The organism is Nocardia sp. NPDC004722 (genome assembly GCF_053601505.1).
In genome coordinates, this window is record NZ_JBSGBY010000039.1 from 1 (window position 1) to 24,587 (window position 24,587).

General features: G+C 67.1%; 31 protein-coding genes. 16 read left to right on the forward strand and 15 right to left on the reverse strand.

The window, feature by feature from the left end; genetic code table 11:
• Nucleotides 1-159 precede the first annotated feature (159 nt).
• The 5 genes from ACWELQ_RS06845 to ccsB are packed head-to-tail and all read left to right on the forward strand — an operon-like array spanning nucleotide 160 to nucleotide 4,793.
• Nucleotides 160-759, forward strand: coding sequence for a histidine phosphatase family protein (locus ACWELQ_RS06845; RefSeq protein ID WP_452396103.1), 600 nt, complete (start codon nucleotides 160-162; stop codon nucleotides 757-759).
• Complete coding sequence (locus ACWELQ_RS06850) at nucleotides 756-1,358, forward strand: TlpA disulfide reductase family protein (RefSeq protein ID WP_452396076.1); 603 nt, start codon at nucleotides 756-758, stop codon at nucleotides 1,356-1,358. Before ACWELQ_RS06845 ends, ACWELQ_RS06850 begins: the two co-directional genes overlap by 4 nt.
• A gap of 5 nt (nucleotides 1,359-1,363) precedes the next feature.
• A complete protein-coding gene (locus ACWELQ_RS06855; RefSeq protein ID WP_452396104.1) occupies nucleotides 1,364-2,188 on the forward strand; it encodes a cytochrome c biogenesis CcdA family protein in 825 nt (274 codons plus the stop codon).
• Nucleotides 2,188-3,807 (forward strand): cytochrome c biogenesis protein ResB, encoded by a 1,620-nt coding sequence (gene resB / locus ACWELQ_RS06860; protein WP_452396077.1) that lies wholly within the window; start codon nucleotides 2,188-2,190, stop codon nucleotides 3,805-3,807. The genes ACWELQ_RS06855 and resB overlap by 1 nt, the downstream gene beginning before the upstream one ends.
• Nucleotides 3,807-4,793, forward strand: coding sequence for a c-type cytochrome biogenesis protein CcsB (gene ccsB / locus ACWELQ_RS06865; protein WP_452396078.1), 987 nt, complete (start codon nucleotides 3,807-3,809; stop codon nucleotides 4,791-4,793). Before resB ends, ccsB begins: the two co-directional genes overlap by 1 nt.
• Nucleotides 4,794-4,832: 39 nt before the next feature.
• Here ccsB and ACWELQ_RS06870 read toward each other — a convergent pair whose 3' ends face one another.
• Nucleotides 4,833-5,039 (reverse strand): hypothetical protein, encoded by a 207-nt coding sequence (locus ACWELQ_RS06870; protein WP_452396079.1) that lies wholly within the window; start codon nucleotides 5,037-5,039, stop codon nucleotides 4,833-4,835.
• Nucleotides 5,040-5,146: 107 nt separating this feature from the next.
• Here ACWELQ_RS06870 and ACWELQ_RS06875 point away from each other — a divergent pair, with 107 nt between their 5' ends.
• Complete coding sequence (locus tag ACWELQ_RS06875; RefSeq protein ID WP_452396080.1) at nucleotides 5,147-5,671, forward strand: hypothetical protein; 525 nt, start codon at nucleotides 5,147-5,149, stop codon at nucleotides 5,669-5,671.
• Nucleotides 5,672-5,813: 142 nt separating this feature from the next.
• Complete coding sequence (locus ACWELQ_RS06880) at nucleotides 5,814-7,004, forward strand: Rieske 2Fe-2S domain-containing protein (protein WP_452396081.1); 1,191 nt, start codon at nucleotides 5,814-5,816, stop codon at nucleotides 7,002-7,004.
• Between the two features lie 72 nt (nucleotides 7,005-7,076).
• Here ACWELQ_RS06880 and ACWELQ_RS06885 read toward each other — a convergent pair whose 3' ends face one another.
• The gene (locus ACWELQ_RS06885; protein ID WP_452396082.1) at nucleotides 7,077-7,499 is read right to left on the reverse strand and encodes a hypothetical protein; all 423 of its coding nucleotides are present in this window, start codon (nucleotides 7,497-7,499) and stop codon (nucleotides 7,077-7,079) included.
• Between the two features lie 91 nt (nucleotides 7,500-7,590).
• On the opposite strand from ACWELQ_RS06885, the gene ACWELQ_RS06890 reads away from it, so the two are divergent.
• Nucleotides 7,591-8,154: a TetR/AcrR family transcriptional regulator gene (locus tag ACWELQ_RS06890; RefSeq protein ID WP_452396083.1), complete on the forward strand. Its 564-nt coding sequence runs from the start codon at nucleotides 7,591-7,593 to the stop codon at nucleotides 8,152-8,154.
• On the opposite strand, the gene ACWELQ_RS06895 is transcribed toward ACWELQ_RS06890, so the two are convergent.
• Both ACWELQ_RS06895 and ACWELQ_RS06900 read right to left on the reverse strand, forming a co-directional pair.
• A complete protein-coding gene (locus ACWELQ_RS06895; RefSeq protein ID WP_452396084.1) occupies nucleotides 8,151-8,486 on the reverse strand; it encodes a hypothetical protein in 336 nt (111 codons plus the stop codon). The two genes, ACWELQ_RS06890 and ACWELQ_RS06895, sit on opposite strands and share 4 nt — an antisense overlap.
• A gap of 70 nt (nucleotides 8,487-8,556) precedes the next feature.
• Nucleotides 8,557-9,183 carry a TetR/AcrR family transcriptional regulator gene (locus tag ACWELQ_RS06900; RefSeq protein WP_452396085.1) on the reverse strand — a complete coding sequence of 209 codons (627 nt, stop codon included), beginning with the start codon at nucleotides 9,181-9,183 and terminating at the stop codon, nucleotides 8,557-8,559.
• A gap of 112 nt (nucleotides 9,184-9,295) precedes the next feature.
• Between ACWELQ_RS06900 and ACWELQ_RS06905 the strand changes: the two genes are divergently transcribed.
• Nucleotides 9,296-9,697, forward strand: a complete 402-nt coding sequence (locus ACWELQ_RS06905) for a Dabb family protein (RefSeq protein WP_452396086.1) — start codon at nucleotides 9,296-9,298, stop codon at nucleotides 9,695-9,697.
• 106 nt (nucleotides 9,698-9,803) lie between these two features.
• On the opposite strand, the gene ACWELQ_RS06910 is transcribed toward ACWELQ_RS06905, so the two are convergent.
• The gene (locus ACWELQ_RS06910) at nucleotides 9,804-9,992 is read right to left on the reverse strand and encodes a hypothetical protein (RefSeq protein WP_452396087.1); all 189 of its coding nucleotides are present in this window, start codon (nucleotides 9,990-9,992) and stop codon (nucleotides 9,804-9,806) included.
• A gap of 85 nt (nucleotides 9,993-10,077) precedes the next feature.
• Entirely contained in the window at nucleotides 10,078-10,308 is a 231-nt protein-coding gene (locus ACWELQ_RS06915) for a BldC family transcriptional regulator (RefSeq protein ID WP_379360364.1), read from the reverse strand.
• 243 nt (nucleotides 10,309-10,551) lie between these two features.
• On the opposite strand from ACWELQ_RS06915, the gene ACWELQ_RS06920 reads away from it, so the two are divergent.
• The gene (locus tag ACWELQ_RS06920; protein ID WP_452396088.1) at nucleotides 10,552-10,863 is read left to right on the forward strand and encodes a DUF4229 domain-containing protein; all 312 of its coding nucleotides are present in this window, start codon (nucleotides 10,552-10,554) and stop codon (nucleotides 10,861-10,863) included.
• Nucleotides 10,860-11,945 (forward strand): PLP-dependent cysteine synthase family protein, encoded by a 1,086-nt coding sequence (locus ACWELQ_RS06925; RefSeq protein WP_452396089.1) that lies wholly within the window; start codon nucleotides 10,860-10,862, stop codon nucleotides 11,943-11,945. The genes ACWELQ_RS06920 and ACWELQ_RS06925 overlap by 4 nt, the downstream gene beginning before the upstream one ends.
• A gap of 37 nt (nucleotides 11,946-11,982) precedes the next feature.
• On the opposite strand, the gene ACWELQ_RS06930 is transcribed toward ACWELQ_RS06925, so the two are convergent.
• Nucleotides 11,983-12,867, reverse strand: coding sequence for an MmyB family transcriptional regulator (locus tag ACWELQ_RS06930; RefSeq protein WP_452396090.1), 885 nt, complete (start codon nucleotides 12,865-12,867; stop codon nucleotides 11,983-11,985).
• Nucleotides 12,868-13,008: 141 nt separating this feature from the next.
• Between ACWELQ_RS06930 and ACWELQ_RS06935 the strand changes: the two genes are divergently transcribed.
• The 4 genes from ACWELQ_RS06935 to ACWELQ_RS06950 all read left to right on the forward strand — a co-directional run bounded on the left by ACWELQ_RS06935 (nucleotide 13,009) and on the right by ACWELQ_RS06950 (nucleotide 14,608).
• Nucleotides 13,009-13,260 carry a hypothetical protein gene (locus tag ACWELQ_RS06935; RefSeq protein ID WP_452396091.1) on the forward strand — a complete coding sequence of 84 codons (252 nt, stop codon included), beginning with the start codon at nucleotides 13,009-13,011 and terminating at the stop codon, nucleotides 13,258-13,260.
• A gap of 99 nt (nucleotides 13,261-13,359) precedes the next feature.
• Nucleotides 13,360-13,581 (forward strand): hypothetical protein, encoded by a 222-nt coding sequence (locus ACWELQ_RS06940; RefSeq protein ID WP_040813561.1) that lies wholly within the window; start codon nucleotides 13,360-13,362, stop codon nucleotides 13,579-13,581.
• The gene (locus tag ACWELQ_RS06945; RefSeq protein ID WP_452396092.1) at nucleotides 13,581-14,171 is read left to right on the forward strand and encodes a Clp protease N-terminal domain-containing protein; all 591 of its coding nucleotides are present in this window, start codon (nucleotides 13,581-13,583) and stop codon (nucleotides 14,169-14,171) included. Before ACWELQ_RS06940 ends, ACWELQ_RS06945 begins: the two co-directional genes overlap by 1 nt.
• Nucleotides 14,172-14,227: 56 nt before the next feature.
• Nucleotides 14,228-14,608, forward strand: coding sequence for a phage holin family protein (locus ACWELQ_RS06950; RefSeq protein ID WP_452396093.1), 381 nt, complete (start codon nucleotides 14,228-14,230; stop codon nucleotides 14,606-14,608).
• Here the strand turns inward: ACWELQ_RS06950 and ACWELQ_RS06955 are convergent.
• Both ACWELQ_RS06955 and ACWELQ_RS06960 read right to left on the reverse strand, forming a co-directional pair.
• Nucleotides 14,605-15,480: a 1,4-dihydroxy-2-naphthoate polyprenyltransferase gene (locus ACWELQ_RS06955; protein ID WP_452396094.1), complete on the reverse strand. Its 876-nt coding sequence runs from the start codon at nucleotides 15,478-15,480 to the stop codon at nucleotides 14,605-14,607. The genes ACWELQ_RS06950 and ACWELQ_RS06955 overlap by 4 nt on opposite strands.
• Before the next feature lie 60 nt (nucleotides 15,481-15,540).
• Nucleotides 15,541-15,996 carry an SRPBCC family protein gene (locus ACWELQ_RS06960; protein ID WP_452396095.1) on the reverse strand — a complete coding sequence of 152 codons (456 nt, stop codon included), beginning with the start codon at nucleotides 15,994-15,996 and terminating at the stop codon, nucleotides 15,541-15,543.
• A 192-nt stretch (nucleotides 15,997-16,188) separates the two neighbouring features.
• Here ACWELQ_RS06960 and ACWELQ_RS06965 point away from each other — a divergent pair, with 192 nt between their 5' ends.
• The gene (locus ACWELQ_RS06965; RefSeq protein ID WP_452396096.1) at nucleotides 16,189-19,977 is read left to right on the forward strand and encodes an AfsR/SARP family transcriptional regulator; all 3,789 of its coding nucleotides are present in this window, start codon (nucleotides 16,189-16,191) and stop codon (nucleotides 19,975-19,977) included.
• 9 nt (nucleotides 19,978-19,986) lie between these two features.
• On the opposite strand, the gene ACWELQ_RS06970 is transcribed toward ACWELQ_RS06965, so the two are convergent.
• From ACWELQ_RS06970 to ACWELQ_RS06995, 6 genes are all read right to left on the reverse strand, one after another.
• Entirely contained in the window at nucleotides 19,987-20,823 is an 837-nt protein-coding gene (locus ACWELQ_RS06970) for a cytochrome c biogenesis CcdA family protein (protein WP_452396097.1), read from the reverse strand.
• Nucleotides 20,820-21,557 carry a DsbA family protein gene (locus ACWELQ_RS06975; RefSeq protein WP_452396098.1) on the reverse strand — a complete coding sequence of 246 codons (738 nt, stop codon included), beginning with the start codon at nucleotides 21,555-21,557 and terminating at the stop codon, nucleotides 20,820-20,822. The genes ACWELQ_RS06970 and ACWELQ_RS06975 overlap by 4 nt, the downstream gene beginning before the upstream one ends.
• A gap of 62 nt (nucleotides 21,558-21,619) precedes the next feature.
• Entirely contained in the window at nucleotides 21,620-21,994 is a 375-nt protein-coding gene (locus ACWELQ_RS06980) for a hypothetical protein (protein WP_452396099.1), read from the reverse strand.
• 138 nt (nucleotides 21,995-22,132) lie between these two features.
• Complete coding sequence (locus ACWELQ_RS06985) at nucleotides 22,133-22,972, reverse strand: ABC transporter permease (protein WP_452396100.1); 840 nt, start codon at nucleotides 22,970-22,972, stop codon at nucleotides 22,133-22,135.
• Nucleotides 22,969-23,979: an ATP-binding cassette domain-containing protein gene (locus tag ACWELQ_RS06990; RefSeq protein WP_452396101.1), complete on the reverse strand. Its 1,011-nt coding sequence runs from the start codon at nucleotides 23,977-23,979 to the stop codon at nucleotides 22,969-22,971. The genes ACWELQ_RS06985 and ACWELQ_RS06990 overlap by 4 nt, the downstream gene beginning before the upstream one ends.
• Before the next feature lie 141 nt (nucleotides 23,980-24,120).
• Nucleotides 24,121-24,587 (reverse strand): AMP-binding enzyme (locus tag ACWELQ_RS06995; protein ID WP_452396102.1); only part of this gene is annotated, 467 nt, incomplete at its 5' end.

A 24,587-nucleotide genomic window follows, 5' to 3' on the forward strand; every position in this document is an offset into this window, starting at 1 on the left:
ATTGACTTGGCGGCCGAGTCGGACGAGGTCGAGGCTGCTGCGGACGAGGTTGCGGCTGACGTCGAAACGTCCACCGGCGAAGTCGAGTCCACCGTGGCCGCGAGCGGGTTGATCCTGCCGGGCGATGTGGCCTCGGATGTCGAGACGATCGTGCATGTCATGCGCCACGGTGAGGTCCACAATCCCAAGGGGATTCTGTACGGCCGGTTGTCCGGGTTCGGTCTGTCGGTGACCGGGCGGGCGCAGGCGCAGACGGTGGCTCGCTCGCTGGCCGATCACGATATCGCGCTGGTGGTGGCGTCGCCGTTGCAGCGGGCGCAGGAGACGGCGGAGCCGATCGCGCTCGGGCATGGGCTCACGATTCGGACCGATGAGAATCTGATCGAGGCGGGCAATACCTTCGAGGGGCTGAGCGTTTCGCCCAAGGCGCTGCGCAAGCCCCGGCACTGGCTGAAGCTGCGGGACCCGTTCACGCCGTCGTGGGGTGAGCCGTATCTGCAGATCGCGCATCGCATGCTGGCCGCGGTGAACAAGGCGCGGGTGGAGGCCGCCGGGCGCGAGGCCGTGCTGGTGTCGCATCAGCTGCCGGTGTGGACGCTGCGCCGGTTCCTGCAAGGTCAGCGGCTGTGGCACGACCCGCGTAACCGGCAGTGCTCGCTGGCTTCGCTGACTTCGCTGGTCTACCAGGGCGATACGTTGATCGACATCGTGTACTCGGAACCGGCCGGTGCGTCGGATCCCGCGGTGACCGGAGCATGAGACTGCGGCGTGCGGCGGCGGCAGTGGCGGGTCTGTGCGTGGCCGCCGTGCTGGCGGGCTGCTCGACGGCGGGCAAGGACGCGGTGGCGCAGGGCGGCACCTTCGACTTCGTCTCGCCGGGCGGCAAGACCGAGATCTTCTATGATCCGCCGTCCGCGCGCGGCACCATCGGCAAACTGTCGGGCCCGGATCTGATGCACGACGGCAAGACCGTCGGCGTGGACGATTTCCCGGGCAAGGTCGTGGTCGTCAATATCTGGGGCCAGTGGTGTGGCCCGTGCCGTGCGGAAGCGCCGGCGCTGGAACAGGTTTACGACGCCAGCAAGGACAAGGGCGTCGCCTTCCTGGGCATCAATGTGCGTGACAATCAGAAGGACAAGGCCCAGGATTTCGTGACCGACAACAAGGTCGGTTACCCCTCGATCTACGACCCGTCCATGCGCAGCCTGCTCGCGCTCGGCGGCAAGTTCCCGACCAGCGTCATCCCCACCACCATCGTGCTGGACAAGCAGCATCGGGTGGCGGCGGTGTTCCTGCGCTCGCTGCTGGCGCAGGATCTGCAGCCGCTGGTCGACAAGCTCGCGCAGGAGCAGCCGTGAACCAGGTGACCGTGCTTGCGAGCGTGGGTGATTCGTTCCAGCAGACCGCCGCGACCGGCCCGTTGCTGCTGGCCCTGGGCGCGTGCCTGCTGGCCGGTCTGGTGTCGTTCGCCTCGCCGTGCGTGGTGCCGCTGGTGCCCGGCTACCTGTCGTATCTGGCGGGTGTGGTCGGCGCGGAGGCCCCGCCGGTGACGGTGGAATCGGCCAGGAGCGCGAAAACCACGGTGGCGAACCGCAATTCCGCGCGCTTGCGGGTGGCGGGCGCGGCGGGCCTGTTCGTGGCCGGATTCACCATCGTGTTCGTGCTGGCCTCGGCCACCGTGTTCGGCGCGATCCAGGCCCTGAACGTGAATCGTGATCTGCTGCAACGCATCGGCGGCGTGGTGACCATCGTGATGGGCCTGGCGTTCATCGGCCTCATTCCCGCCCTGCAACGCGACACCCGCATGGAGCCGCGCCGCCTGAGCGGTCTGATCGGAGCCCCGTTGCTGGGCGCGGTGTTCGCGCTCGGCTGGACACCGTGCCTGGGCCCGACGCTGTCGGGTGTGATGGCCGTGTCGGCGGGCACCGACGGCACCACCGCCGCCCGCGGCGTCGCTCTCATCGTGGCCTACTGCCTGGGGCTGGGATTGCCGTTCGTGATCCTGGCCTTCGGTTCGGCGACCGCTTTGCGCGGCGTCGGCTGGCTGCGCCGTAATTCCCGCACCATTCAGGTGATAGGCGGTCTGCTTCTGGTGGCCGTCGGTATCGCCCTGGTGACCGGGGCGTGGGACCAGTTCGTTTCCTGGGTCCGCGACGCCTTCGTCTCGAATGTGACCCTGCCGATCTGATGACTGCCACCATCGAAACCCCCAGCGCCCCCGCCCTGCCGCCGCGTCAGTCCCCACCGCGGCGGGCGTTCGCCCTGCTGCGCAACGGCTGGCGCGGGCTGACCAGCATGCGCACCGCGTTGATGCTGCTGTTCCTGCTGGCCCTGGCCGCGATCCCGGGCGCGCTGCTGCCGCAGCGGAGTCTGAACGCGGGCAAGGTCGACGACTACATCCGCAATCGCTCGACGCTGGGTCCGTGGATGGACCGGCTGCAACTGTTCGACGTGTTCTCCAGTTTCTGGTTCACGGCCGTCTATGTGCTGCTGTTCGTTTCGCTGGTGGGCTGCATTCTGCCGCGCTGCCTGGATCACTATCGGGCGTTGCGGACGCCGCCGGTCAAGGCGCCGCGCAACCTTTCTCGGCTGCCGCATCACTGGTCGGGGGCCGATGCGGCGAGCCCGGACGAGGTGATCGATCGCGCCCTGTCGCAGATGCGCGGCTGGCGCACGGTGGTGCAGCCGGGCAGTCGTGAAGGGGAAGTGACCCTTTCGGCGGAGAAGGGCTACACCCGGGAGCTCGGCAATCTGGTCTTCCATCTCGCGCTGGTGGGTCTGCTGGCGTCGGTGGCGCTCGGCAAGTTGTTCGGCTACGAGGGCAATGTGGTCGTGCTGGCCAATGACGGCCCGGGTTTCTGCACCACCTCGCCCGCGGTGTTCGACTCGTTCCGCGCGGGCAATGTCAACGACGGCACCGGGCTGACGCCATTGTGTGTGCGGGTCAAGGACTTCAAGGCCGACTACTTGTCCAACGGTCAGGCGGCCATGTTCACCTCGAACATCCAGTATCAGACCGGCAAGGATCTGGACTCCGGCGTCTGGCAGGACACCAGCATTTCGGTGAACCATCCGCTGCGGGTCGCCGGTGACCGGGTGTACTTGCAGGGCCACGGTTTCGCGCCCAAGTTCACGGTGACCTTCCCGAACGGGCAGACCCGCACCGAGGCCATCCAGTGGAAGCCGGACGACGCGACCACCTTCCTGTCCTCGGGTGTGCTGCGCATCGATCCGCCGGGCGGCATGTACCCGAGCGAGGACGAGCGGCGTAAGCATCAGGTCGCCATCCAGGGTTTGTTCGCGCCGACCGCGCTCATGCACGGTTCGCTGCTGACCTCGATGTATCCGGCGATGCGGGATCCGGCCGTGGCGGTCGACATCTATCAGGGCGATACCGGTCTGGACACCGGTCGCGCGCAGTCGCTGTTCTCGCTGGATCCGGAGATGATCAAGCAGGGCCGACTGGTCAAGCAGCAGCGGGTGAACCTGAAGCCGGGGGAGACCGCGACCCTGGCCGACGGCACCAAGGTGAGCTTCGACGGCGCGGAAGAGTTTGTGAACCTGCAGGTTTCGCACGATCCGGCGCAGCAGTGGGTGCTGGTGTCGGCGCTGACCATGATGGCGGGCCTGCTGGTGTCGCTGCTGGTGAAGCGCCGCCGCATCTGGCTGCGCGTGTACCCGTCGCCCGAGACCGATGGTGTACGACATACTGTAGTAGAAATGGGCGGTTTGGCCCGCACCGACCAGGCCGGGTGGGGCGGCGAATTCGACCGCCTGCGTGAGCGGCTGCTGACGGGAGACAAGTAATGCCGATCGACGAGAACATCGCCTCCTACAGCGATCTCGCGTTCAAGTCGGCCATCGTGATCTACGCGCTGGTCTGGATCATGCTGGTCTGGCAGTTCGCCCTCACCCGCACGGTGCCGACGGTCGCGCGCCAATTGGTCACCGCCGGTGGCGGATCCGACACCGTCGACGAGCCGCCTGCCAACGTCCCCGGCAAGGTGACGCCGCGCGGCGAGCAGCGCCCGTTCCCGGAACGCCTCGGCAATATGGCCTTCGCGGTCCTGTTCGTCGGCTTCGGCGTGCACGCGGCCTCGATCGTGTTGCGCGGCTTCGCCACTCACCGCTTCCCGCTCGGCAACATGTTCGAGTTCATCTCGATGGCCACGGCCGCCGCGGTGGGCCTGGGCCTGGTTCTCCTGCGCGACCAGCGCTACCGCGCCATGTGGTCGTTCCTGCTGATCCCCGTCCTGATCCTGCTGTTCCTGGCGGGCACCAAACTTCACGTCGACGCCGCCCCCGTGGTCCCCGCCCTCAAGTCCTACTGGCTCCCGGTCCACGTCACCGTCGTCTCCATCGGCTCCGGCGTCTTCCTCGTCTCCGGCGTAGCGAGTCTCCTGTTCCTCTTCCGCCTCTGGCAGCCCGCGGGCGCCGAGGCCGACAACATCCTCGGCCAGCTGGCCCGCCGCCTCCCCGACGCCCAACTCCTCGACCGCCTCGCCTACCGCACCACCGTCATCGGCTTCCCCATCTTCGGCATCGGCGTCATCCTCGGCGCCATCTGGGCCGAAGCCGCCTGGGGCCGCTTCTGGGGCTGGGACCCGAAGGAAACCTGCTCCTTCATCGCCTGGGTCCTCTACGCCGCCTACCTCCACGCCCGAGCCACCTCGGGTTGGCGAGACACCAAGGCCGCCTGGATCAACATCGCCGGCTTCATCGCCATGCTCTTCAACCTCTTCATTATCAACATCGTGGTGAGCGGGTTGCACAGCTACGCGGGCCTGAACTGATCCGAGGTTCGGCCGAGCCGAACCTCGTTGCCGAGTGGCCTATTTGGCCGACAGGCTGCTCAGCAGTCCTCCGATGATCGGTATCGAGGAGGCGCTTCCGGTCGACGCGGGCGCGGCGGCGACGGGAATGTTGGTGATGATGGCCGAGATGTATTGCGAGGTGCCGTTGAGGTCCTCCTCGAGCCAAATCTGGTGATTACCGGCGGTTTTCGGCGTCCACTGCGTAGAGCCCGACCAGTTCGACACCGGTAAGTAACTCTGCCGACAGTCTGAAATGACTGTCAGTCAGTTGCGATAGCCTGTGTCGGTTCCCTTGATGCAAGGGGATTTTCGACAACTGGGGAGTTTGAAGCATGAAAATGTCGGTCTTTGATCGTTCGGCCGTCGGTATCCTCGCAGTGGGGGCGATGGGGGTGGCCACTGTCGTCTCCGCTACGACCGCATCGGCTGCCATGGCAATTCAACCGTCGCAGGCCTACTGTGTCGGCACGGCGTACACGATCACCATTCCAGCCGCTGACGCGGCCGCGTTGGAGACGGATCCGTCATACAGCACAATCAATTTCAACTACATGTACGTGCAAGATCCCTACACGATCTTCGGCGCCGTCGGCATTGTGCCCTGGGTGAGCGGCAAAGACGTCACCGTGCAATGGACGCCTCAGGCGGCCGCGCAGACGACAATCTACGCAGTTCCCTTCAATGGAACCGTCCCGGGCAACGGAAAGCTGACCCTGGGCCCGATCAACGTGGTCAACAGCGCCCCGACGGGTACGAGCTGTGTACCGACTCCGCCGAGCAACCCGGCTGGAACCGGTAGCGCAAGTTCGATTCCCGTGATCGGTGGACTTCTCAGCAGCCTCTCGGCTCAGAAGTAGCGTCGGCGGTTTCGGTGGCCCCGGCGCTGAGGTGCCGGGGTTTCGTGTTTTCGGGGGGATCTACCGGAGCGTAGGGATGGGATGTACCGTGTTAAGCGACGGTGATTAGAACGTGTTCTAGTTTGCGAGCGGGAGGCTCATCATGGCAGTGGCGCCGCAGGGTCGGGTCGGTAAGGTCCGGGAGATCGATGTGGGGACCGCGCCTACTCGGTTTGCTCGGGGGTGGCACTGTGTGGGGCTGGCCAAGGACTTTCGGGATGGGAAGCCGCATCAGATTTCGGCGTTCGGGACGAAGTTGGTGATTTTCGCCGACAGTAAGTCGGAGTTGCATGTGCTGGACTCGTACTGCAGGCATCTCGGCGGGGATTTGAGTATGGGGGAGGTCAAGGGGGATTCGATCGCTTGTCCGTTCCATGATTGGCGGTGGGGTGGGAACGGGAAATGCACGGGGATTCCGTATGCGAAGCGGGTGCCGCCGTTGGCTCGGACGCGGTCGTGGGCGACGTTGGAGCGCAACGGGCAGCTGTTCGTGTGGCATGACCATGAGGGGAGTGCGCCGACCGATGAGGTGACGATTCCTTATATCGAGGGGCCGTACACCGACGCGGACGGTAAGGGCACCGAGGAGTTGTCGGACGGGTGGACCGAGTGGACCTGGGAGTCCATGGTGATCGAGGGGTCCAACTGCCGCGAGATCATCGACAATGTCGTGGACATGGCCCACTTCTTCTACATTCACTTCGCGTATCCGACGTTCTTCAAGAACGTCTTCGAGGGCCACGTCGCGACGCAGTACCTGGACTCCACGGCCCGCCCGGACAAGGGCATGGCCACGCAGTACGGCGGTAACTCCACGCTCAAGTCGGTGGCCTCCTACTTCGGGCCGTCGTACATGGTCAATCCGCTGATCAACAACTACAGCGGCTTCGAGCTCGAGACCGTGCTGATCAACTGCCACTACCCGATCTCGCAGGACGCGTTCGTGTTGCAGTACGGCATGTCGGTGCGCAAGCCGACGGGCGTGAGCGACGAGCAGGCCGATCGGATCGCCAAGAAGATGACCAAGGGCATCGGGGAGGGGTTCCTCCAGGATGTCGAGATCTGGAAGCACAAGTCCAAGATCGAGAATCCGCTGCTGACCGAGGAGGACGGGCCGGTCTACCAGCTGCGTCGCTGGTACGACCAGTTCTATGTGGATGTGGCCGACATCGATCCGAAGTCGGTGCAGCGCTTCGAATTCGAGGTCGACACCACCAAGGCCAACCAGGCTTGGGAGGCCGAGGTCGCCGAGAACCTTCGGCGTAAGGCTGAAGAGGACGCGCTACAGAACTGACGGCTGCGACCGAGGGGTATTCGGGGCGAGGCGGGATTCCTGCCTCGCCCCGAAATGTATTCTGCTGCAGCGTCAGTGGGCTGCGGCAGTGACCGCCGCGATCAGCGCCTCACCGGTGTAGGCCAGGCCGCCGATGCCCCATGCCCCGTCGGGCGCGTTGAGAATATTGACCCAGATGTCTTCGCGCCGATGGGTTTCGGCGGTGAGTCCCGTGACGATGTCGGTGGCCGCGGTGATGAAGGCCGCGCGGGCGGCGGGATCGGGCAGTCCGATATTGGGCAGTTTGAGCTCGACCATGACGATCGGCCGGTTCACACCCCCGGCGTAGACGTCGCCCGGCGGCAGCAGATGCACTGTGCCGCCGATGATTCCGGTGAAGAAGTCATTGCCGGTGCCGCCGCTGGCGGCGGCCAGCGCGGCGGTGAGCGCGGGCAGGATTTCGCGTTCGCCGCGGTCGGTGAGGATGCCGCGGGGTGCGGTGACGGTGATGGGCATGAGTACTCCATTCTCGACGGCTAGTACGTACGTACTAGCGAGTCGAGTGTGTACTAGTATGGCCGTACTAGTCAACGGTTGGGAGAAACTCATGGCGGCCACCACCCGCGACCGCATGATCGACGCGGCCATCGACGCCCTGCAGAAGAAGGGCGTCGCGGGCATGTCCTTCACCGCCGTCCTGGACGCCAGTGGCGCGGCCCGCGGCGCGATCTACCACCACTTCCCCGGCGGCAAGACCGAATTGGTGGCCACCGCCGCCGCCCGCAACGGCGACCAGGTCCGCGAGCATCTCGCCGCGCTCCCGGCCGAGGACCCGCTGCACCTGGTCGAGGCGTTCTTGGAACTGGTCCGCCCGGTCGTCGCGGCGTCGGCGGATGGCGCGGGTTGCGCGGTCGCGGCCGTCACCGTCGACCCGGACAGCGGCGACCTGCGCACCGTCGCCGCCACCGCATTCGATTCCTGGACAACGACTCTCACCGAACGCCTGACCGCCGCCGGTGTCGAGCCCGCGGCCGCCGCCGACCTGGCCACCACCCTGCTCGCCCTGCTGCAGGGCGCGCACGTGCTGTGCCGGGCCGAGGGCGGCATCGACCCCTTCGACCGAATGTCGCGCGCCGCAATCGATCTGGTGCGCTACCGCTTCGCGTCCTAGAACTCGTCCTCGAGCACTCGGTCATCGTCCTCCAGCGCCGAGTCGTCCATGAGCGACTGGGTCGCGCCGACGAAATCTCCGTTGGCCAAACGCATTTCGGCGTGGGCCGCCGACTTCGCCTCATGCCGCTCGACGCGCGGGGTGATCGTCCGCTCCCGCTCGACGGTCTCCGCCGCGTCCTCGCGGGTCGGCGGCTCGTAGTCCCCGCCCGATTCCTGCCGGATCAGATTCATCTCCGCGAGGTGATCCCGGCGCTCGGCCCGCCGGATGGCGGCCCGCTCATCGCCGACCTTGCGGCGCGCGTCCTGGGACAGATTCTGTTGATGCTCCATCGAGGCACCTCCGCCTGCGACCGCTGAGGAACAGGACCTGCTCAGTATGGCCCCGGGAAGCGCCCGGCGCTCACGCGCGGTAGGCGCGCAGAAAGGTGTCGGCGGCGGCCTCGCCCAGGGCCCGCAGTTCCGGCTCCGGCACCGCTCGATTGCCTTGGTGGGAGCGGATTTCCAGCGGACCGCTGAGCAGGGCGAGGAACTGTTCGGCGGCGACGGCCGGGTCGCTGTGCCGCAGCAGACCGGACAGGGTCAGCCGGGCCAGCCGGTCGGCGAGGGTTTCGCGCAGCCGCAGGGTGGTGCGCCGCAGCACGGTATCGACCAGATCGGGGAAGTCGGCGGCCTGCGCGTAGGTGAGCCGGTGCAGTGCCAGCGCGCGCTCGTCCGAGCAGGCGCGCAGCAGCAGGTCGGCGGTGTGGGTGAACGCGGCCGTGAGATCCGTGCCGGGCTCGCGCAGCGGGTCGAGCGCGGTCAGGGCCTCCTCGCCGACCGCGGTCGCCGCGGCCGAAATCGCCTCCCGGAACAGGGTTTCCTTATCCGTGAGGTGGTTGTACACCGTCGGCTTCGCGACGGCCGCGGCGTCCGCGATCTCCTGCACGCAAGCCGCCGCGTAGCCGCGCCGGGCGAACACCGTCAGCGCCGCGTCGAGAATCGCCTGCCGCTTGTCGATTCGGCCACGGCTCGCCTTCGCTGTCGTCACTCCAGCATCGTACGCCCCGGTTCGAACTATTGAACTCACCGGTTCAATACGATCTACTTGGACTTACCGGTAACTATTTCTGAACCGGCTAGTTCAACTCGAGGGAGTAGTCATGATTGTGCACGTTCTGCGATTCCGCTTCCGGGACGAAACGACGGAGACGCAACGCGGCGAGGTGCTCGCGGCCATGCGCCGCACGGCCGCGGTGGATTCGGTCAGCTTCTCGACGGTCGGCCAGAACCTCGGCGATCCCGCCGAAGGATTGACCCACGCCTTCTGCGTGGGCATCGAAGATCTCGCGGCCCTGGAGCGCTACCTGCACGACCCGGTGCATCTGGCCGGGGATCCCGAGATCGTGCCGCACTTCGCGAAACTCGTGATCGGACCGGACCTTTCGGATGATCCGGACCCGGAACTGTCCGCCAAGATCGAAGCGCTGCATCGCCGCAAGGTCGCGATGTACCCGGAGTGGGAAGGGCTGATGGCCACCATCCCCGAGTTGACCTTCGCCTGAACCGAGCCCGGAAACGACGCGTCCCCCGTGGGCTGCGCTGGCGCGGGTTCCACGAGGGACGGTCACATTCGGCTATATGGCTAACTCGTTGGCGAGCTTCGGTAATTCAGGTGGATTCGCCATCACGATGCTCCCGGGAGAGCTTGGCGAGGAAATCCGGATCATCCTCCGGACCGATGATGCGGTGGTGCCGAGCGGGTGCTGGGCCGGTGCCGGCCGATCGCTGGGGTCCGAAAGCTTTCCAGCACAGCATCGCGATGGCGACTACCGCGATGAGTGCCAACAGGTACGTCACGTCGCTCACCTCCTGACTTCGAGGGTAATCCGAGTGCGTACCCGAGGCACGTGAAGCGGGTGGTAATCCGTGAAATGAATGGGTGTTACACGCGGGCCTCGGTGGTGAGGGACCGCAGGAGTTGCATGACTTCGGATTCGCGGAACCGGCGGTGGCCGCCCGGAGTCCGCAGGGAGCCCAGTCGACCGGCGTGAGCCCAGCGGGTCACGGTCTTCGGATCGACGTGGAACAGGGCAGCGACTTGGCCTGGGGTGAGCAGAGTGTCCTGGCCGTTGACGGAACCCATTACGCGGCTCGCCGCGGTGAACGCAGTCATTCGCAAACCTTTCCGTTTCGACAGATCCCTCATCAGTAGCGACATCGTTGCACTGCAACCCCTGGGTGTTCGAACGGTCTCGCTTTGGTAAAGAGGAAGTAATAGACAAAACGGATATCCGTTATGTGTTTACGGTCACGTTTGGCCGACGGCCAGCGAATCTCCAGCGACATTCGCGGTCCCGCGGTGACGACATTCGGGCCTGCGGCCGCGGCCGTGACCCGGTCACCTACGCTGTTCTGCGTGAGTGACGCAACCCCGACCGAAGGAGCGGGCCGCCGTCTGGCCCGCAGTTTCGCCCTCTACACGCTGGCCCGGCTCGGGCTGGTCGCCGTCATCACCGCGGTGATCCTGGGTGTGGGCGCCCTCGTGCACGTCACCGTTCCGCTGCTCATCGCCATGCTGTTCGCGCTGCTCATCGCCATGCCGCTGTCGCTGCTGCTGTTCAAGAAGCTGCGCCAGCAGGTCAATCGGGACATCACCGCCGTGGATGCCAAGCGCCGCAAGGAGCGTGAGCAGCTGATGTCGCGGCTGCAGGGCAAGGACGAGCAGTGAAGCGCTGCGATCGCAGCGCACCCCGGGACTGGGTCGACAATGCCGTCCGGCTCATCGACGCCGACACCCAGCGCAGCGCGGATACGCATTTGCTGCGCTACCCGCTGCCCGACGAGTGGGGCATTCAGCTTTATCTGAAGGATGAATCCACCCACCCGACAGGCAGTCTCAAACACCGGCTGGCGAGATCACTGTTCCTGTACGCCATCTGCAACGGTTGGGTCACGGAAGGCACCACGGTGGTGGAGGCCTCGTCGGGGTCGACCGCCATCAGCGAGGCGTATTTCGCCAGGATGCTGGGCCTGGATTTCGTGGCCGTGGTCCCGGCCAAGACCTCGCCGGAGAAGCTGGCGCTGATCGAGGCGCAGGGCGGGCGTTGCCATCTGGTGGATCGGGCCCCGGACATCTATACCGAGGCAGCGCGTTTGGCGGCCGAGTCCGGCGGCCACTACATGGACCAGTTCACCAATGCCGAGCGGGCCACCGACTGGCGCGGCAACAACAACATCGCCGAATCCATCTTCCAGCAGATGACTTTGGAGAACCATCCGATCCCGGAGTGGGTGGTGGTGGGCGCGGGCACCGGCGGTACCAGCGCGACCATCGGCCGCTACCTCCGCTACAAGCGGCATGCGACCCGGCTGGCGGTGGTGGATCCGGAGAACTCGGCCTTCTACGGCGGCTACGAGGTCGACGACCTGGCGTATCAGACCGGAATGCCCTCGCGGATCGAGGGAATCGGGCGGCCGCGGGTGGAGCCCTCGTTCGTGCCGAGCGTGGTGGATTGCATGATCGAGGTGCCCGACGCAGCGTCGGTGGCGACCGCGCGGCATGCGGGGACGGTGCTGGGCCGGCGGGTGGGCGGTTCCACGGGAACCAACCTGTGGGGGGCGTTTGCCCTGATTGCCGACATGATCGCGGAGAACCGTACCGGCAGTGTGGTGACGCTGCTGTGTGATGGCGGAGACCGTTATGCCGGAACCTATTTCAATGACGAATGGGTTGCCGACCAGGGGCTGAGCTTGATCGAGCCCGCCGCCGTGGTGACCGAATTCATCGCCACCGGTACTTGGTCGGGTTAGTTTTCGCACGGCACGGCAGTCCGCCGATAACCAATGATCAACCATCCCCAAGATTGCTGTTAATTTGCTGTAGTGGTTTTGTAGGGGTTGGATCGTTAGCTGGCGCAGCTTCTTCCGGCCCTACTGGTCGGTTTTTGAGGCCCTTATTGGTGTTAACAGGCCTTGACGTTTCGGGCCTCCGGCGCACCACCGGACGCGTCACCGCGGTCGGTCGATCGACCGTCGTGCCGAGCACCAGCAGCCATGACTGCAAGGTCGATTGCGTCCGCCAGAGATTGATGCGCAACTCCGTGATGGCCAGCGTCCGGGGATCGCGGACCAGCTTGATGAGATTGCCGCGCTCGGCCGCGACCGCGTCCGAGCGCCACATCAGTGCGAAGTCCGGATCGGTCAGGCACTTGCCGAGGATCTCGGCGCCGCGCTCGTCCTCACTGCTGCGTGCCAGCTGCATGCGGAAGCGGCTGGCGGCCATGCGGGTCTCGGCGTCCCAGTTCACCATCACCGTGCGCGCGACCGGGTTGAAGATCAGCCATTCCAGGTAGTTGATCCCCGGCTCGAGCTCGAGGAACAGTTCCCGGTGCGCGGCATTGACCGCGACGATGTCGTAGAGCTCGGTGATGTAGGCGCCGATCGCGGGGTTGAGTAGGTCCAGGTATTCCTGGTCGGCCGGGGTGGGATGGTCGGCCTCGATGCGCGGCAACGGACCCTCGGCCAGCACCAGGGCGTACTCGAATTCGGCCGGCGGTAGTTTCAGTGCGGTGCCGAGGGATTCGATCACCCGGCGCGATGGATTGGCTCCGCCTTCGATCTTGGTCAGGTACGGCACCGAGAGGTTGGCCAACCAGGCCAGTTGTGGGCGCGTGAGATTCGCGGTGGTGCGGCGCTGGCGAATGTACTCGCCGAACGTGGGAACTCCATCCATTTACTTAGGCTGACCTTACTTGTATGGCCGTCAGGTACACGCTCGGTTGCCGACGGATACCCCCGCGGTCTCCGGGTGGGGGACTGGACGGTACGCCGCTCTGCTCCAATAGTTTGAAACAACAACAAATCAGGAGTCGAATTGGGGCAGCAACCGCGGGCGGTTCTGGATATCAATGTCACAGCCGGGCTCGGCGGCGTCCGTTCCCTGACCCTGGCGGGCGGGGAGCCTGCGGCCTACGGGCTGTACCGGGATCGGGATGGCGATATCTGGGAGAAGGATCCGCGCGGCTGGCGGCTGTGCCTCCAGGACGGCATTCCCGTCGATCCGGACACGGTCTGGGACTGGACCGATTCTGTGCGGGAGTTCGCGCCCCTCATCCTCTGGGGCTGAACGCCTTTGGGGGCCCGCCGCGTTCTCCGGCGGCGAACATCCTTCCGGTTGTGTCAATTTTCGTTGACGCGCCATGACTGTCAACGTAAATTGACAGTCATGAGTGAAGCAACGACTCTGGCGGCCGCCGCCGGCAGCCCCGACCCCCAGGTCGGGCTCCGCGCGGTGCTGGCACTGCGTCGGTTGCTCGAGCGGCTCGAGGCCATCCAGGTCGGCAATGCCCGCAAGCAGGGCTGGTCCTGGCAGGCCATCGCGGACGCGCTCGAGGTCAGCCGGCAGGCGGTCCACCAGAAGTACAACCGGAAGGGCGGTATCCGCTGATGTTCGAACGATTCGACAAGGCGGCCAAATACGCGATCGTCATGGCCCAGGAAGAGGCCCGGGACCTGTGCTCGTCGACCATCGAGGTCGAGCACGTGCTGCTGGGCCTGCTCGCCAGCCCCGACCAGGCGCTGCGGGAAGTGCTTGCGGCACACGGGCTCACCGCCGACGGCGTGCGAGACGCGGTGGCCCGCAAGCGCAGTGGCGAGCCGCTCGGCGCGGAGGACGCGGAAGCCCTGCGCTCCATCGGCATCGATCTGGACGCCGTGCGCGAAAGCCTGGAGGCCACCTTCGGTGAGAACGCCCTCGATCAGGCGGCCGTACCCGAAGGGAAGTCGCGCTGGGGCAAATACTGGGGTTCGGAAGGCGGTCCGCGCGGGCACATTCCGTTCACCAAGGAATCCAAGAAGGTGATCGAGCTGTCGCTGCGCGAGGCGCTGGCCCGCAAGGACGACCGCATCGTGGCCGGGCACATGATGCTGGCCGTGCTGCGCGCGCCCAATGCCGTCACCCGCCGCCTGCTCGGCGGCGATGACGCGGTGGCGGCCCTGCGGGACGCGGTGTCCGGGCACCTCGACCGGGCGGCCTGACCCGCGCGGTCCTGGGATGTCCGGCCTCCGCGGTGATCTCACCCTACGATCGGGGCATGACGCTCCTGATACGTCTGCTGATCAACGGCGTGGCCATCTGGCTGGCTGCCGCCTGGGTGACCGGCATCGAGATCAAGACCCCCGAAGACACCACGCAGAGCAAGATTCTGGTGATCGCCGCCATCACGATCGTGTTCGCCCTGGTCAACACGCTGGTGAAACCGATCGTGAAGCTGCTCTCGTTCCCGTTCATCGTGGTGTCGCTGGGCCTGTTCCTGCTGGTGATCAACGCGCTCATGCTGTGGCTGACCGCGAAGATCACCGGCACCACGGATTACGGTCTGCGCGTGGACGGCTTCTGGGCCGCGGTGCTCGGCGGCGTGATCATCTCGCTGGTGAACTGGGTGCTGGGAGTCCTCGTCCCCGACGAGGACTAGAGCCCCGAGATCGCCAGCGCGACGGCGGTCAGGATCGACCACACGAGCATGGCCACACCGGTACCGGCGAGGGCGGGAATCAGACCCGGCCCGTTCTTGCCGGACCGCACCGGCTCGTTGGCCTTCAACGCCAGCGGCAGCGCGATCAGCCCGGCCAGCGCCCACGGCGTCCGCGCCACCAGCACCAGGCTCGCCAGGAACGGCACCGCCAGCAACACCAGATGCAGTGTGCGGGTGCGGGTGTCGCCCAGTCGCACGGCCAGGGTGAGCTTGCCCGATTCGGTGTCGGTCGGAATGTCGCGGAGATTATTGGTGACCAGCACGGCGCTGGAGAACGAACCCACCGCGACCGCGCATGCCAGCCCGGCCCAATCCACCCGCCCGGCCTGCACGAACTCGGTGCCCATCACCGCCACCAGGCCGAAGAACACGAACACCGCGATCTCGCCGAATCCGCTGTAGCCGTACGGGTTCCGGCCGCCGGTGTAGAACCATGCCCCGGCCAGGCAGCCCGCGCCCACCAGGATCAGCCACCAGGCGCTGGTGGCCACCAGGATCAGGCCGATCACCGCGCCCAGCGACAGACAGCCGATGGCGGCATTGCGGACGGCCGCGGGCGCGGCCAGTTTGGAGCCGACCAGGCGCAGCGGGCCGACCCGCTCGTCATCGGTGCCGCGAATGCCGTCGGAGTAGTCGTTGGCGTAGTTCACGCCGATGATCAGCGCCACCGAAAGCAGCAGGCACAGTATCGCTTTCCACCATACGAACCCGCCGATCGAGGCGGCCGCCCCCGTGCCCGCCAGGACCGGGGCGATGGCGTTCGGAAGGGTACGCGGCCGCGCGCCCTCGATCCACTGCGCTGCTGTAGCCATGCACCGCAGCCTAATGCGAGGGTTGGCGGCCGCGCCTCCCCGAGGCTCGTTGCGCCCGGGTCAGGCTTCTGCCGCGGCCTTGAGCTGGGCCAGACCCTTCTCGAAGTCCTTGCCCACCAGGCGGTCCATCGGCACCAGCTTGCCGATGATCGCCATCAGGCCGTTCCGCTGCCCGGTCATGCGCCAGGTCACCGCGGTGGTGTCGCCGGCCGGACGGAATTCGAAGGTGACCTGGTTGGATGCCTTGAACGGCTTCTCGAAGTTGAGCTTGATGCCGATCGCCTCGGCGGTGGCGGAGGTGATCTCCATATCTCCGCGCCCGGCCTTGCGATTGCCGTTCCAGAAGTAGCGGGCCCCGATACCGCGGTCCGCGCCGCTGTAGACGCGTTCCATGGCCGGGTCGGTGTCCTCCCACGGCGACCACTTACGCCACTGATGGAAATCGTCGATGAGTGCCTGGAGTCGGGTGGGATCGGCCTTTATGACCGTTTCCCGGTGAATGTCGAATTCGGCCATGGCAAGAGCCTAGGCGTTCGGGGCCTCCGGCGGCCCGCGCTGCGCAAAACCTGTTGAACCGAGTCGGACCGATCGGGTAAACCGGGGTCCGGCCAGCCGCTGAGCTCCCCCGGGCCCTTCTCTAGAACCGGGGCAGCTCGCCATCGGACACATCCGGCATCGGCCCGATGGCTCACCTAGGATTGGCAAGGGATGATTTCGGAAAACGGCAGTTCGAGCACGGAAAGCGCGCGGGTGGCGGACGTGGTCGACTCGACCCTGGTGGCCCTGCTGGGCGAGATCGCACTGCGCCGCGACGGTGCGCTCGCCGCCGTACCCGGAGCCCGGGCGCGCCTGCTGGTGGCGGCGCTGGCCACCCACCCCGGCCGCAGCCGCGGCGCGCAGGCGCTGATCGACGAGGTCTGGGGCGACACCCCGCCCCGCGCACCGATGAACGCGCTGCACACCCAGGTCTCCCGACTACGTTCCGCGCTGCCCGACGGCGCGCTGGAAATCGGCCCCGCCGGATACCGGCTGGCCCTCGCCCCCGAACAGGTCGACCTGACGCTGGCCCAGCAGCTGGAAAAGCAAGCCCGCCAAGCCCATACGACCGGCGACGACCGTACCTGCCTGACCCTGCTGGCCGCCGCCCGCTCCCTCTGGCGCGGTGAACCCGCCGCCGACCTCCCGCCGGGCCCGGTCGCCGAGGAACTCGCCACCCTCGCGGCCGTTCGTCTCCGCGCCTTGGACGCTCTGGAATTGGCCGCCCGCGAGGCGATCGGCGACCTGCCCGCCGCCATCGAACTGGCCGAACGCGCCGCCGCCGCAGACCCTTTCGACGAACCCGCCCACGGCACCCTCATGCGCCTGCTCGCCGCCACGGGCCGCACCAACGAGGCCCTCGACGTCTTCGCCACCCTCCGCACCCGCTTGGTCGACCAATTGGGCGCCGACCCCGGCCCCACCCTGGTTGCGCTGAACACCGCGATCCTGCGCGGCGAACCACTGCCCGGACTGCGGGGACGGGGTCGCCCCGGCTTCTCGACCGACAACGCGGTCGCACAGGATGATCGGGCGAACACGAGTTCGCCCGGCGCGACGGGACCCGACGGCCACGATGGCGCTCACGGCCTGCCTGGTGGCTCAGCCCAACGCCTGTCTGCGGGGGCGGCCGGGCCGGGATACCCGGTCGCCCATCGAGCGGTCGGGTCGACGCACACCGGCGGTGAGCAGCGCCCGCCGAGTGAATCTGCCTTTGCCGCACGCGGATTGGCCGCCGTTCCCCAGCCCGGCGCGATACCGGCAGGAGTACTGGGGTCGCGAGAGGGCCACGTCGCCCCCGAAGGCACGACGGGTGGCGTTGACTCAGCGGGTGGCGCAAAAGACGCTCAGCAGCACTGGGATTCGATGGGCGATCCCTTGGGGAACCCGCCTGCAACGGGCAGTCCGCGGCCGATGCGTCGGGCGGTGGGCACTGCGGCGACGGCAGCGGCTCGTGAACCCATGGGTGAGCCCGCGATCGGCTTGCGCGCCGCGCCGAATCCGCTGCTGGGGCGCGAGGCGGATCTGGCCGCGCTGGAACAGATCCTGCGGTTCTCGCGGGTGGTCACCGTGCTCGGGCCGGGAGGGACCGGGAAGACCCGGATCGCCAATGAACTGGGCGCGCGGATGGCACACGACACCGCGGTGACGCTGGTGGAATTGGCGTCGCTGCGGGCGGATTCGGAGAGCACGGCCGATACCCGGCTCGAGATCGAGACGGCCATTGCGACCACCCTGGGGGTGGCCGACATCATGCGGGACCCGGCACTGCTGCGGCAGACGGGGACGGGCCGCGATATCCGGCAGAAGCTGCGCGAGGCGCTCGCGGTGCGGCCGACGCTGCTGATTCTCGACAACTGCGAGCACATCATCGAGCCGGTCGCCGAGGTGGTGGCCGATCTGGTCGGGGTGAGCGATCAGCTGACGGTTCTCACCACCAGCCGCGCGCCGCTGGAGCTCATGGCCGAGGCCGTCTATCCGTTGCCGCCCTTGGCGATCGATGCCGCCGGATCACCCGCCACGGATCTGTTCGAGGCGCGCGCCCGCGGGGTGCGGCCATCGGTGCGGCTGGATCCCGAGGTGGTGGCCAGGCTGTGCCGCACCCTCGACGGGCTGCCGCTGGCCATCGAGCTCGCCGCGGCGCGGGTGCGCACCATGAGCGTCGAGGAGATCGACTCCCGGCTCGACCATCGATTCGCGCTGCTGCGCAGCGGGGACCGCAGTTCGCCGCAGCGGCATCGCACCTTGCACGCGGTGATCGAGTGGAGCTGGAATCTGCTCGACGAAGCCCAGCGGGTGGCCCTGCGTCGACTGTGTCGACTCCCGGCCGGATTCACCCTGGAGGCAGCCGAATACCTGCTGTCCGGGCCCGAAATCGATGATCCCGCAATGGCTCTCGACGGCCTGGTCAGCCAGTCGCTGCTGGCGGTGCTGGAGGACGAGGCGGGCTGCACCCGTTACCGGATGCTCGAGACCGTCCGCGAATTCGGTGAGGAACAGCTGGCGCACACCGGTGAGACCGATCTGGTCATGGACCGGATGTCACAGTGGGCCAGGGAGTTCGCGGTGGATACCGCGCGTCGCTACAGCACCGACGAACAGGTTCCCGCGCTGCTGGCGCTCGGCGCGGAGGCCGACAATCTGATCGCCGTGCTGCGCTACGCGCTGGAGCAGCGCGACCTCGAGACCGTGCACACGGTGTTCCCGATCCTCGCCGGACTGTGGATGCTGCGTGGCGCGCACGCGGAACTGATCAGCTGGTCGCCGCGCATTCTCGCGCTGCCGCCGGTCACCCCGCCGACCGTGAAGGCCGAGACGGATCTGACCGTCTACGGCCAGTTGATGCTCGGCATGCATCTGATGTTCACCGACGGCGGTTTTCGTGATGCCGCGCGCTTGCGGACCACCATTCGCCGTCTGCTGGCCTCGGGCGCGCCGATGAGTCCGGTGACCCGCTACCTCGGTGAACTGGCCACCGGTCCCCGCAACAGTTGGCAACTGGCCCGGGGGTTGAGCGCGGGCGTCCGGTCGCCGGACGAGCAGATCCAGCTCGCGGCCCTGCTGTTGCGCGCCAACCTGGCCGAGAACGACGGCATGGTGTACCGCTCGATCAAGGACGCCGAGACCGCCATGACGCTCACCGGCACGGGCGACACCTGGGGCATCGCCATGACCGCGCAGCACCTCGGCAGCATGCACGGTCAGTCCGCGAACTACGCCCGGGCGATCGGCTACTACCGGCAGGCCGTCGAACTGCTGGAGCGGTTGCGCGCCCGCGACGAGGCGGTGGAGATCCGTGCGCTGCTGGCGATCACGCTGGCCGGTGTCGGGGAGCCCGCCGAGGCCCGACGGGTGCTCGAGCCCGCACTCGACGTGGTGGGCGAGCTGTCCGCCGAGGCCGTGATCACCAAACCCAACCAGCGGCTTTCCGCCGTCGCCGCCGCGCTGGCGGAAGTCGAACTCGCCGAAGGCGATATCGACACCGGACTGCGCCGCTTCCGGCAGGTGCCCGCCCTGATGGACTTTCCGCACACCATCGGCATGCCCGGTCCGGCGACCTTCATCTACGTCGCAGCCCTCATCGACGCCCACGTGCTGCACGGGCACGCCGATCTGATGCGCGACACCACCGCCCAGCTCGTCGACGCCGCGGTCCGGGTGATGGGCGGCCAGTACTGGGACCTGCCCCAGATCGGCTCGATGAGCTGCGCGGTCGGCACCTACCTGCTGGCCACCGAGCAGCACATCGAGCGCGGTCTGGAACTGATCGTGCTGACGCCCAAGGTATTCGGGCGTCAGGACTATCCGTCGATGCAGTGGCGGCGGCAACTGGACCTGCACCGCGCCCTGGTCGGTGAGGACCGGATCACCGCCGCCCGCGCCGCAGTCTCCGGCCTGGGGCGCCGTAGGGCCGCCGACCGGATCCTGGCGCACCTAGCGGCGATCAACGGCACCTGCTGAGGTTGTATCTCAACGGCTTTCGGTTTTGTCGCCGCTGCGCAACCGCCACGCCGTGAGGCCGAGGACGCCCGCGCCGAGCACCAGCAGTACCGTGCTGTTGGAGACCAGATCTCCCAGCCGTTTGACCTGATTCTCCAACTCGAATTCGGTGTCGGCGCTGAGGATTCCGGGGAGGGCGGCGGTGCCGTCGAAGGCCAGGAACAGGGCGCCGAGGGCGATGAAGAACAGGCCCGAGAGCACCGAGGTGGTGTGTAGTTCGAGGCGGCCGAGCTGGAAGGTGCGGCCGCGCAGCCACTTTCGTTTGCCCAGGTCGAAGCGGTCCCAGAGGGTGGCCAGGATGAACAGTGGGGCTGCGAGGCCGAGAGCGTAGACCGCGAGCAGTAGGCCGCCGTGGATCGGTGAGCCGCCGAGGGCGGCCACCGCGAGGATGGAGCCCAGGATCGGGCCCGCGCAGAAGCCCGCCAGGCCGTAGACCAGGCCCAGCAGGTACACCGCGCCGGTCTGCTCGGGGCGGCCCTGCTTGGCGGCGGCGCGCTGGGCGAAGCCGAAAGCGAAACCGCGGCCGAGGATTTGGACGACACCGAGCACGATGATGGTCCAGCCGCCGATCGCGATCAGCACGTCCCGATGCCCGACCAGCAGCCGCCCGGCCAGCGAGCCCGCCGCGCCGAGCGGGACGAGCGTGGTGCACAGGCCCAGATAGAACACGCCGGTCCGAGCCAGTAGCTTGCCCTGATTCTCGAACGAGTACGCGAAGAAGCTGGGCAGCAGCAGGGCGCTGCACGGACTCAGCAGGGCCAGCAGGCCGCCCAGGAACGCGGCGAAAAAGCTGATGCCGCCGGTCATTCCGTGGCCTCACCGGCGGCCTTGGCGGCGGCGTCGATGGTGGTACGGAACTGCTCGATCGGCTGCGCGCCCAGGATCGGGCGGCCGTTGATCAGAAACGCGGGGGTCGAGTTCACGCCGATGTTGATGCCCTCGTTCACATCCGCCTGCACGGCCGCGGTGGCAGCGGGGGAGTCCAGGTCGGCGTGGAACTTTTCGAGATCGGGAACGCCTGCGGTAGTAGCCAATTCGGCGAGCTTGTCACGAGTGAACGCGCCGGTGTTCTTCTTCGCGGGCGCGTGCTCGAACAGCGCCTTGTGGTACTCCCAGAACTTGCCCTGTTGTCCAGCCGCCCACGCGGCCCGCGCGGCGTCCTCGGACTCCGGCCCGAAGATGGCCATGCTGCGCCATTCGATGCGCATGACGCCCTTGTCGACGTATTCGGCGATGAGTTGCGGCTCCATCTTGGTGGCCATGACCTTGCAGTACGGGCACTGGAAGTCGGAGTATTCGACCATCACGACCGGGGCGTCGGCGCGGCCCAGGGCCAGCGGATCATGCGCGTCGCGGCGGGCCATCTTCGCCAGCTGCGCGTACGCGGGATTCACCTCGGTGGTGGAGCCGGCGGACTTATCGGATTTCTTGTCATCGCCGAGCATTTGCACGGCGGCGATAACGAGCAGGCAGACCGCCGCGACGATGGCGAGTCCGGCGAACGACTTTCTAGCCTTGGAATTCTTCAGTTTTCGGGACATGCGTGTACTCCTCAACGGCCGCATCGAGAATGACGAAAAGGTGCTGGATCATCGAGCAAGCTCTAAATGATCAGCACGGTCGTCAGATGCGGAGCCGCCACCGGAAGAGTGGGAGCGCGCGGTTGCTTTCCGATCGAAAACTGCTGTGAATGATGGAATTCCGGTTGCAGGGCGACACAGGCCGCGGCGAGTTGATCGCCGAGGACCCGCGGCGGAGAGGCCAACGTGCCGGTGGGATCGGAGGCCGGATGCTCCTGCTTGCGGCAGACCGGGGCGGTATCGACCGCCGGATGCCCGGAATCCTTCGTGACCTGCGTCTGAGTGGCGGAGACCACCGAGGCCATCGGCCCGTCCGCCACCACCAGTGAATCGCGCTGTGACGAGCCCCATCCCGCGACCGCGGCAATGAGCCCCACGACAATCACGACGCCCGTCAACCACGCACACCAATTCGACCGAATGGAGATTCGGTCTGTGGAGGCGGGGGACGGATTCACCGGTCCGACCATAACAGAACGCCCGCCCACCGATTTCTCGATGGACGGGCGTCCCAACCGCGGGGCGAATACGGCGCGTCAGGCGCGCCGCATGTACGCCTTCACCGCCAGCGGGGCGAAGATCACGATCACGACCACCGAGCCGATCAGCGAATACACCAGATTGTGGCTGTAGACGTTGTCGTTCATCAGTTCACGGGCGGAGTTGACCATGTAGTAGATCGGGTTGACCTTGTTGATGCCCTGCAGCCAGCCCGGCATGGTCGAGACCGGGGCGAACGCGCCGGACATGAAGGTCAGCGGGAACATGATCATCATCGAGATGCCCTGCACCGCGGCCGCGCTCTTACCGGTGATGCCGACCAGTGCCCAGATCCAGCTGACCGCGAAGGAGCAGAACACCACCAGCAGCCCGGCGACCACCACGGCCACGAACCCGCCGTGCGGACGGTAGCCCAGGATCATGCCCATGGTGATGGTGAGCACGGTCGCCAGGCCGTAGCGCACCATATCCGCCAGCAGCGCGCCCGCCAGGGCCGAAATGCGGGCGATGGGAAGGGATTTGAAGCGATCGAAGACGCCCTTGTCCATGTCCTCGCGCATCTGGGTGCCGGTGACCACGGAGGTCAGCACCACCGTCTGCACCAGCAGACCCGGGATCAGGATCGGCAGGTAGCCCGACACGCTGTGCGCGATGGCCCCGCCGAAGATGCCCGCGAACAGCGCGGTGAACAGGATCGGCTGCACGGTGACGTCGAACAGCTGCTCGGGATTGTGCTTGATCTTCAGGATTCCGCGGTAGGCCATGGTGAAGGAGTTCGCCACGGTCTGCTTGAACGGAATATGGTTGCTCACTTCGGGAATGGGCGCGGCCTCGGCCGCGTGCCGCCCGGTCGGGGCGGTGAGAGTCGTGGTCATGCCGCGCTCCGTTCGGTCTCGTCGTTGTCGTCCTCGGCGGCGTGGCCGGTGAGTGCGAAGAACACCTCGTCCAGGCTCGGCTTGGCGACATTGATCTCTTCGACCCGGATGTCGTGCTCGCGCAACCGGATCAGGATGTCGGTGGTGATGGAGGGGTCGGGCAGGGGCGCGGTGATGCGGCCCGCCTCGGGCGAGACGGTGGCCTCGACCGGATGACCGGCGGCCCGGGAAAGGAACTCGCCCAGCAGGTTTCGCGCCTCCTCGATGCGATCGCGGTCGGCCAGCGTCAGCTGCAGCGCGGACAGGCCGACCGAGGACTTGAGCTCGTCGGAGGTGCCGTCGGCGATGACCTTGCCGCGGTCGATGACCGCGATCCGGTCGGCCAGCTGGTCGGCCTCGTCCAGGTACTGCGTGGTCAGCAGCACCGTCGAGCCCTCCCGCACCAGGCGGCGGATGGTGTCCCACATCTGGGCGCGGGTGCGCGGGTCCAGACCGGTGGTCGGCTCGTCGAGGAACAGCAGCGGCGGCCGCGCGATCAGGCTGGCGGCCAGATCGAGGCGACGCCGCATGCCGCCGGAGAAGTTCTCCAGCGCCTTGTCGGCGGCCTCGGTCAGTCCGAACTCCTCGAGCAGTTCGGCCGCCTTGACCCGCGAATCGCGGCGGGACAGGCCGAGCAGGCGCGAGAAGATGACGAGGTTCTCGGTGGCCGAGAGCTTTTCGTCGACGGAGGCGTACTGGCCGGTCACGCCGATCAGCGAGCGGACCGCGGTCGGCTCGGCCAGCACGTCGCGGCCGAAGATCCGGGCGCTGCCGCCGTCGGGGCGCAACAGGGTCGCGAGCATGCGGATGGTCGTGGTCTTACCGGCCCCATTGGGTCCGAGCACGCCGTATACGGCCCCCCGCGGCACCGCGAGACTGACGCCGTCAACGGCCCGCTGCTCCCCGAAGACCTTGACCAAGCCGTCCGCCTCGATGGCGAGAGTCTCAGCAGGTGTGTAAGAAGTCATGCGATAACCATGCGAGGCGGGTCTTGCACCCCCCTTGCACCGGTATTGCGCGGCCTACGCAAGAGGGGTGAGACAACTCTCGTAACTCTCAGGGGCTTCGCCCCCGAACCCCGGACGAGCGGGCTCTGGCCCGACCCCGGATCAGTTGGGTGAGGCGGCCAGCAGGAGCTGGCGCAGCCTGGCTCGATCCGGTTTGCCCGGGCCACGCAGCGGAAGTTCGTCCAGCACGGCCAGTTCGCGGGGTGCGGCGATGGCGTCGAGTTCGGCGACCACGTGTTCGCGCAGTTCTTCGAGCACCGGGGCGGTCGCGCCCGGGGCAAGCACGATGGCGGTGGCCACCCGCTGGCCCAGGCGCTCGTCGGGCAGGCCGAGGACGACGCATTCGGAGATGGCCGGATGCGTGATGAGCACGGCCTCGACCACCTGCGGGATGACCAGCAGGCCGCCGGTCATGATCGCCTCGTCCAGGCGGCCGGTGATGGACAGCACGCCGTCTTCGAAGTGACCCGCGTCCTCGGTGCGGAACCAGCCGGGTTCGGCGAAGGCCGGGTGATCGGGGATAGTGCGGTAGCCCTTGGCGACGGTGTCGCCGCCGAGCAGCACCCGGC

Excerpts from the sequence above, each read along its gene's own strand:
- ACWELQ_RS06845 (WP_452396103.1), top strand. The coding sequence starts at position 160 with ATGCGCCACGGTGAGGTCCACAATCCCAAGGGGATTCTGTACGGCCGG.
- ACWELQ_RS06890 (WP_452396083.1), top strand. The coding sequence starts at position 7,591 with ATGGCGGCCACCACCCGCGACCGCATGATCGACGCGGCCATCGACGCC.
- ACWELQ_RS06850 (WP_452396076.1), top strand. The coding sequence starts at position 756 with ATGAGACTGCGGCGTGCGGCGGCGGCAGTGGCGGGTCTGTGCGTGGCC.
- ACWELQ_RS06880 (WP_452396081.1), top strand. The coding sequence starts at position 5,814 with ATGGCAGTGGCGCCGCAGGGTCGGGTCGGTAAGGTCCGGGAGATCGAT.
- ACWELQ_RS06875 (WP_452396080.1), top strand. The coding sequence starts at position 5,147 with ATGAAAATGTCGGTCTTTGATCGTTCGGCCGTCGGTATCCTCGCAGTG.
- ACWELQ_RS06930 (WP_452396090.1), bottom strand. The coding sequence starts at position 12,867 with ATGGATGGAGTTCCCACGTTCGGCGAGTACATTCGCCAGCGCCGCACC.
- ACWELQ_RS06945 (WP_452396092.1), top strand. The coding sequence starts at position 13,581 with ATGTTCGAACGATTCGACAAGGCGGCCAAATACGCGATCGTCATGGCC.
- resB (WP_452396077.1), top strand. The coding sequence starts at position 2,188 with ATGACTGCCACCATCGAAACCCCCAGCGCCCCCGCCCTGCCGCCGCGT.
- ACWELQ_RS06940 (WP_040813561.1), top strand. The coding sequence starts at position 13,360 with ATGAGTGAAGCAACGACTCTGGCGGCCGCCGCCGGCAGCCCCGACCCC.
- ACWELQ_RS06990 (WP_452396101.1), bottom strand. The coding sequence starts at position 23,979 with ATGACTTCTTACACACCTGCTGAGACTCTCGCCATCGAGGCGGACGGC.
- ACWELQ_RS06955 (WP_452396094.1), bottom strand. The coding sequence starts at position 15,480 with ATGGCTACAGCAGCGCAGTGGATCGAGGGCGCGCGGCCGCGTACCCTT.
- ACWELQ_RS06965 (WP_452396096.1), top strand. The coding sequence starts at position 16,189 with ATGATTTCGGAAAACGGCAGTTCGAGCACGGAAAGCGCGCGGGTGGCG.
- ccsB (WP_452396078.1), top strand. The coding sequence starts at position 3,807 with ATGCCGATCGACGAGAACATCGCCTCCTACAGCGATCTCGCGTTCAAG.
- ACWELQ_RS06905 (WP_452396086.1), top strand. The coding sequence starts at position 9,296 with ATGATTGTGCACGTTCTGCGATTCCGCTTCCGGGACGAAACGACGGAG.
- ACWELQ_RS06975 (WP_452396098.1), bottom strand. The coding sequence starts at position 21,557 with ATGTCCCGAAAACTGAAGAATTCCAAGGCTAGAAAGTCGTTCGCCGGA.
- ACWELQ_RS06950 (WP_452396093.1), top strand. The coding sequence starts at position 14,228 with ATGACGCTCCTGATACGTCTGCTGATCAACGGCGTGGCCATCTGGCTG.
- ACWELQ_RS06960 (WP_452396095.1), bottom strand. The coding sequence starts at position 15,996 with ATGGCCGAATTCGACATTCACCGGGAAACGGTCATAAAGGCCGATCCC.
- ACWELQ_RS06885 (WP_452396082.1), bottom strand. The coding sequence starts at position 7,499 with ATGCCCATCACCGTCACCGCACCCCGCGGCATCCTCACCGACCGCGGC.
- ACWELQ_RS06970 (WP_452396097.1), bottom strand. The coding sequence starts at position 20,823 with ATGACCGGCGGCATCAGCTTTTTCGCCGCGTTCCTGGGCGGCCTGCTG.
- ACWELQ_RS06985 (WP_452396100.1), bottom strand. The coding sequence starts at position 22,972 with ATGACCACGACTCTCACCGCCCCGACCGGGCGGCACGCGGCCGAGGCC.
- ACWELQ_RS06915 (WP_379360364.1), bottom strand. The coding sequence starts at position 10,308 with ATGACTGCGTTCACCGCGGCGAGCCGCGTAATGGGTTCCGTCAACGGC.
- ACWELQ_RS06895 (WP_452396084.1), bottom strand. The coding sequence starts at position 8,486 with ATGGAGCATCAACAGAATCTGTCCCAGGACGCGCGCCGCAAGGTCGGC.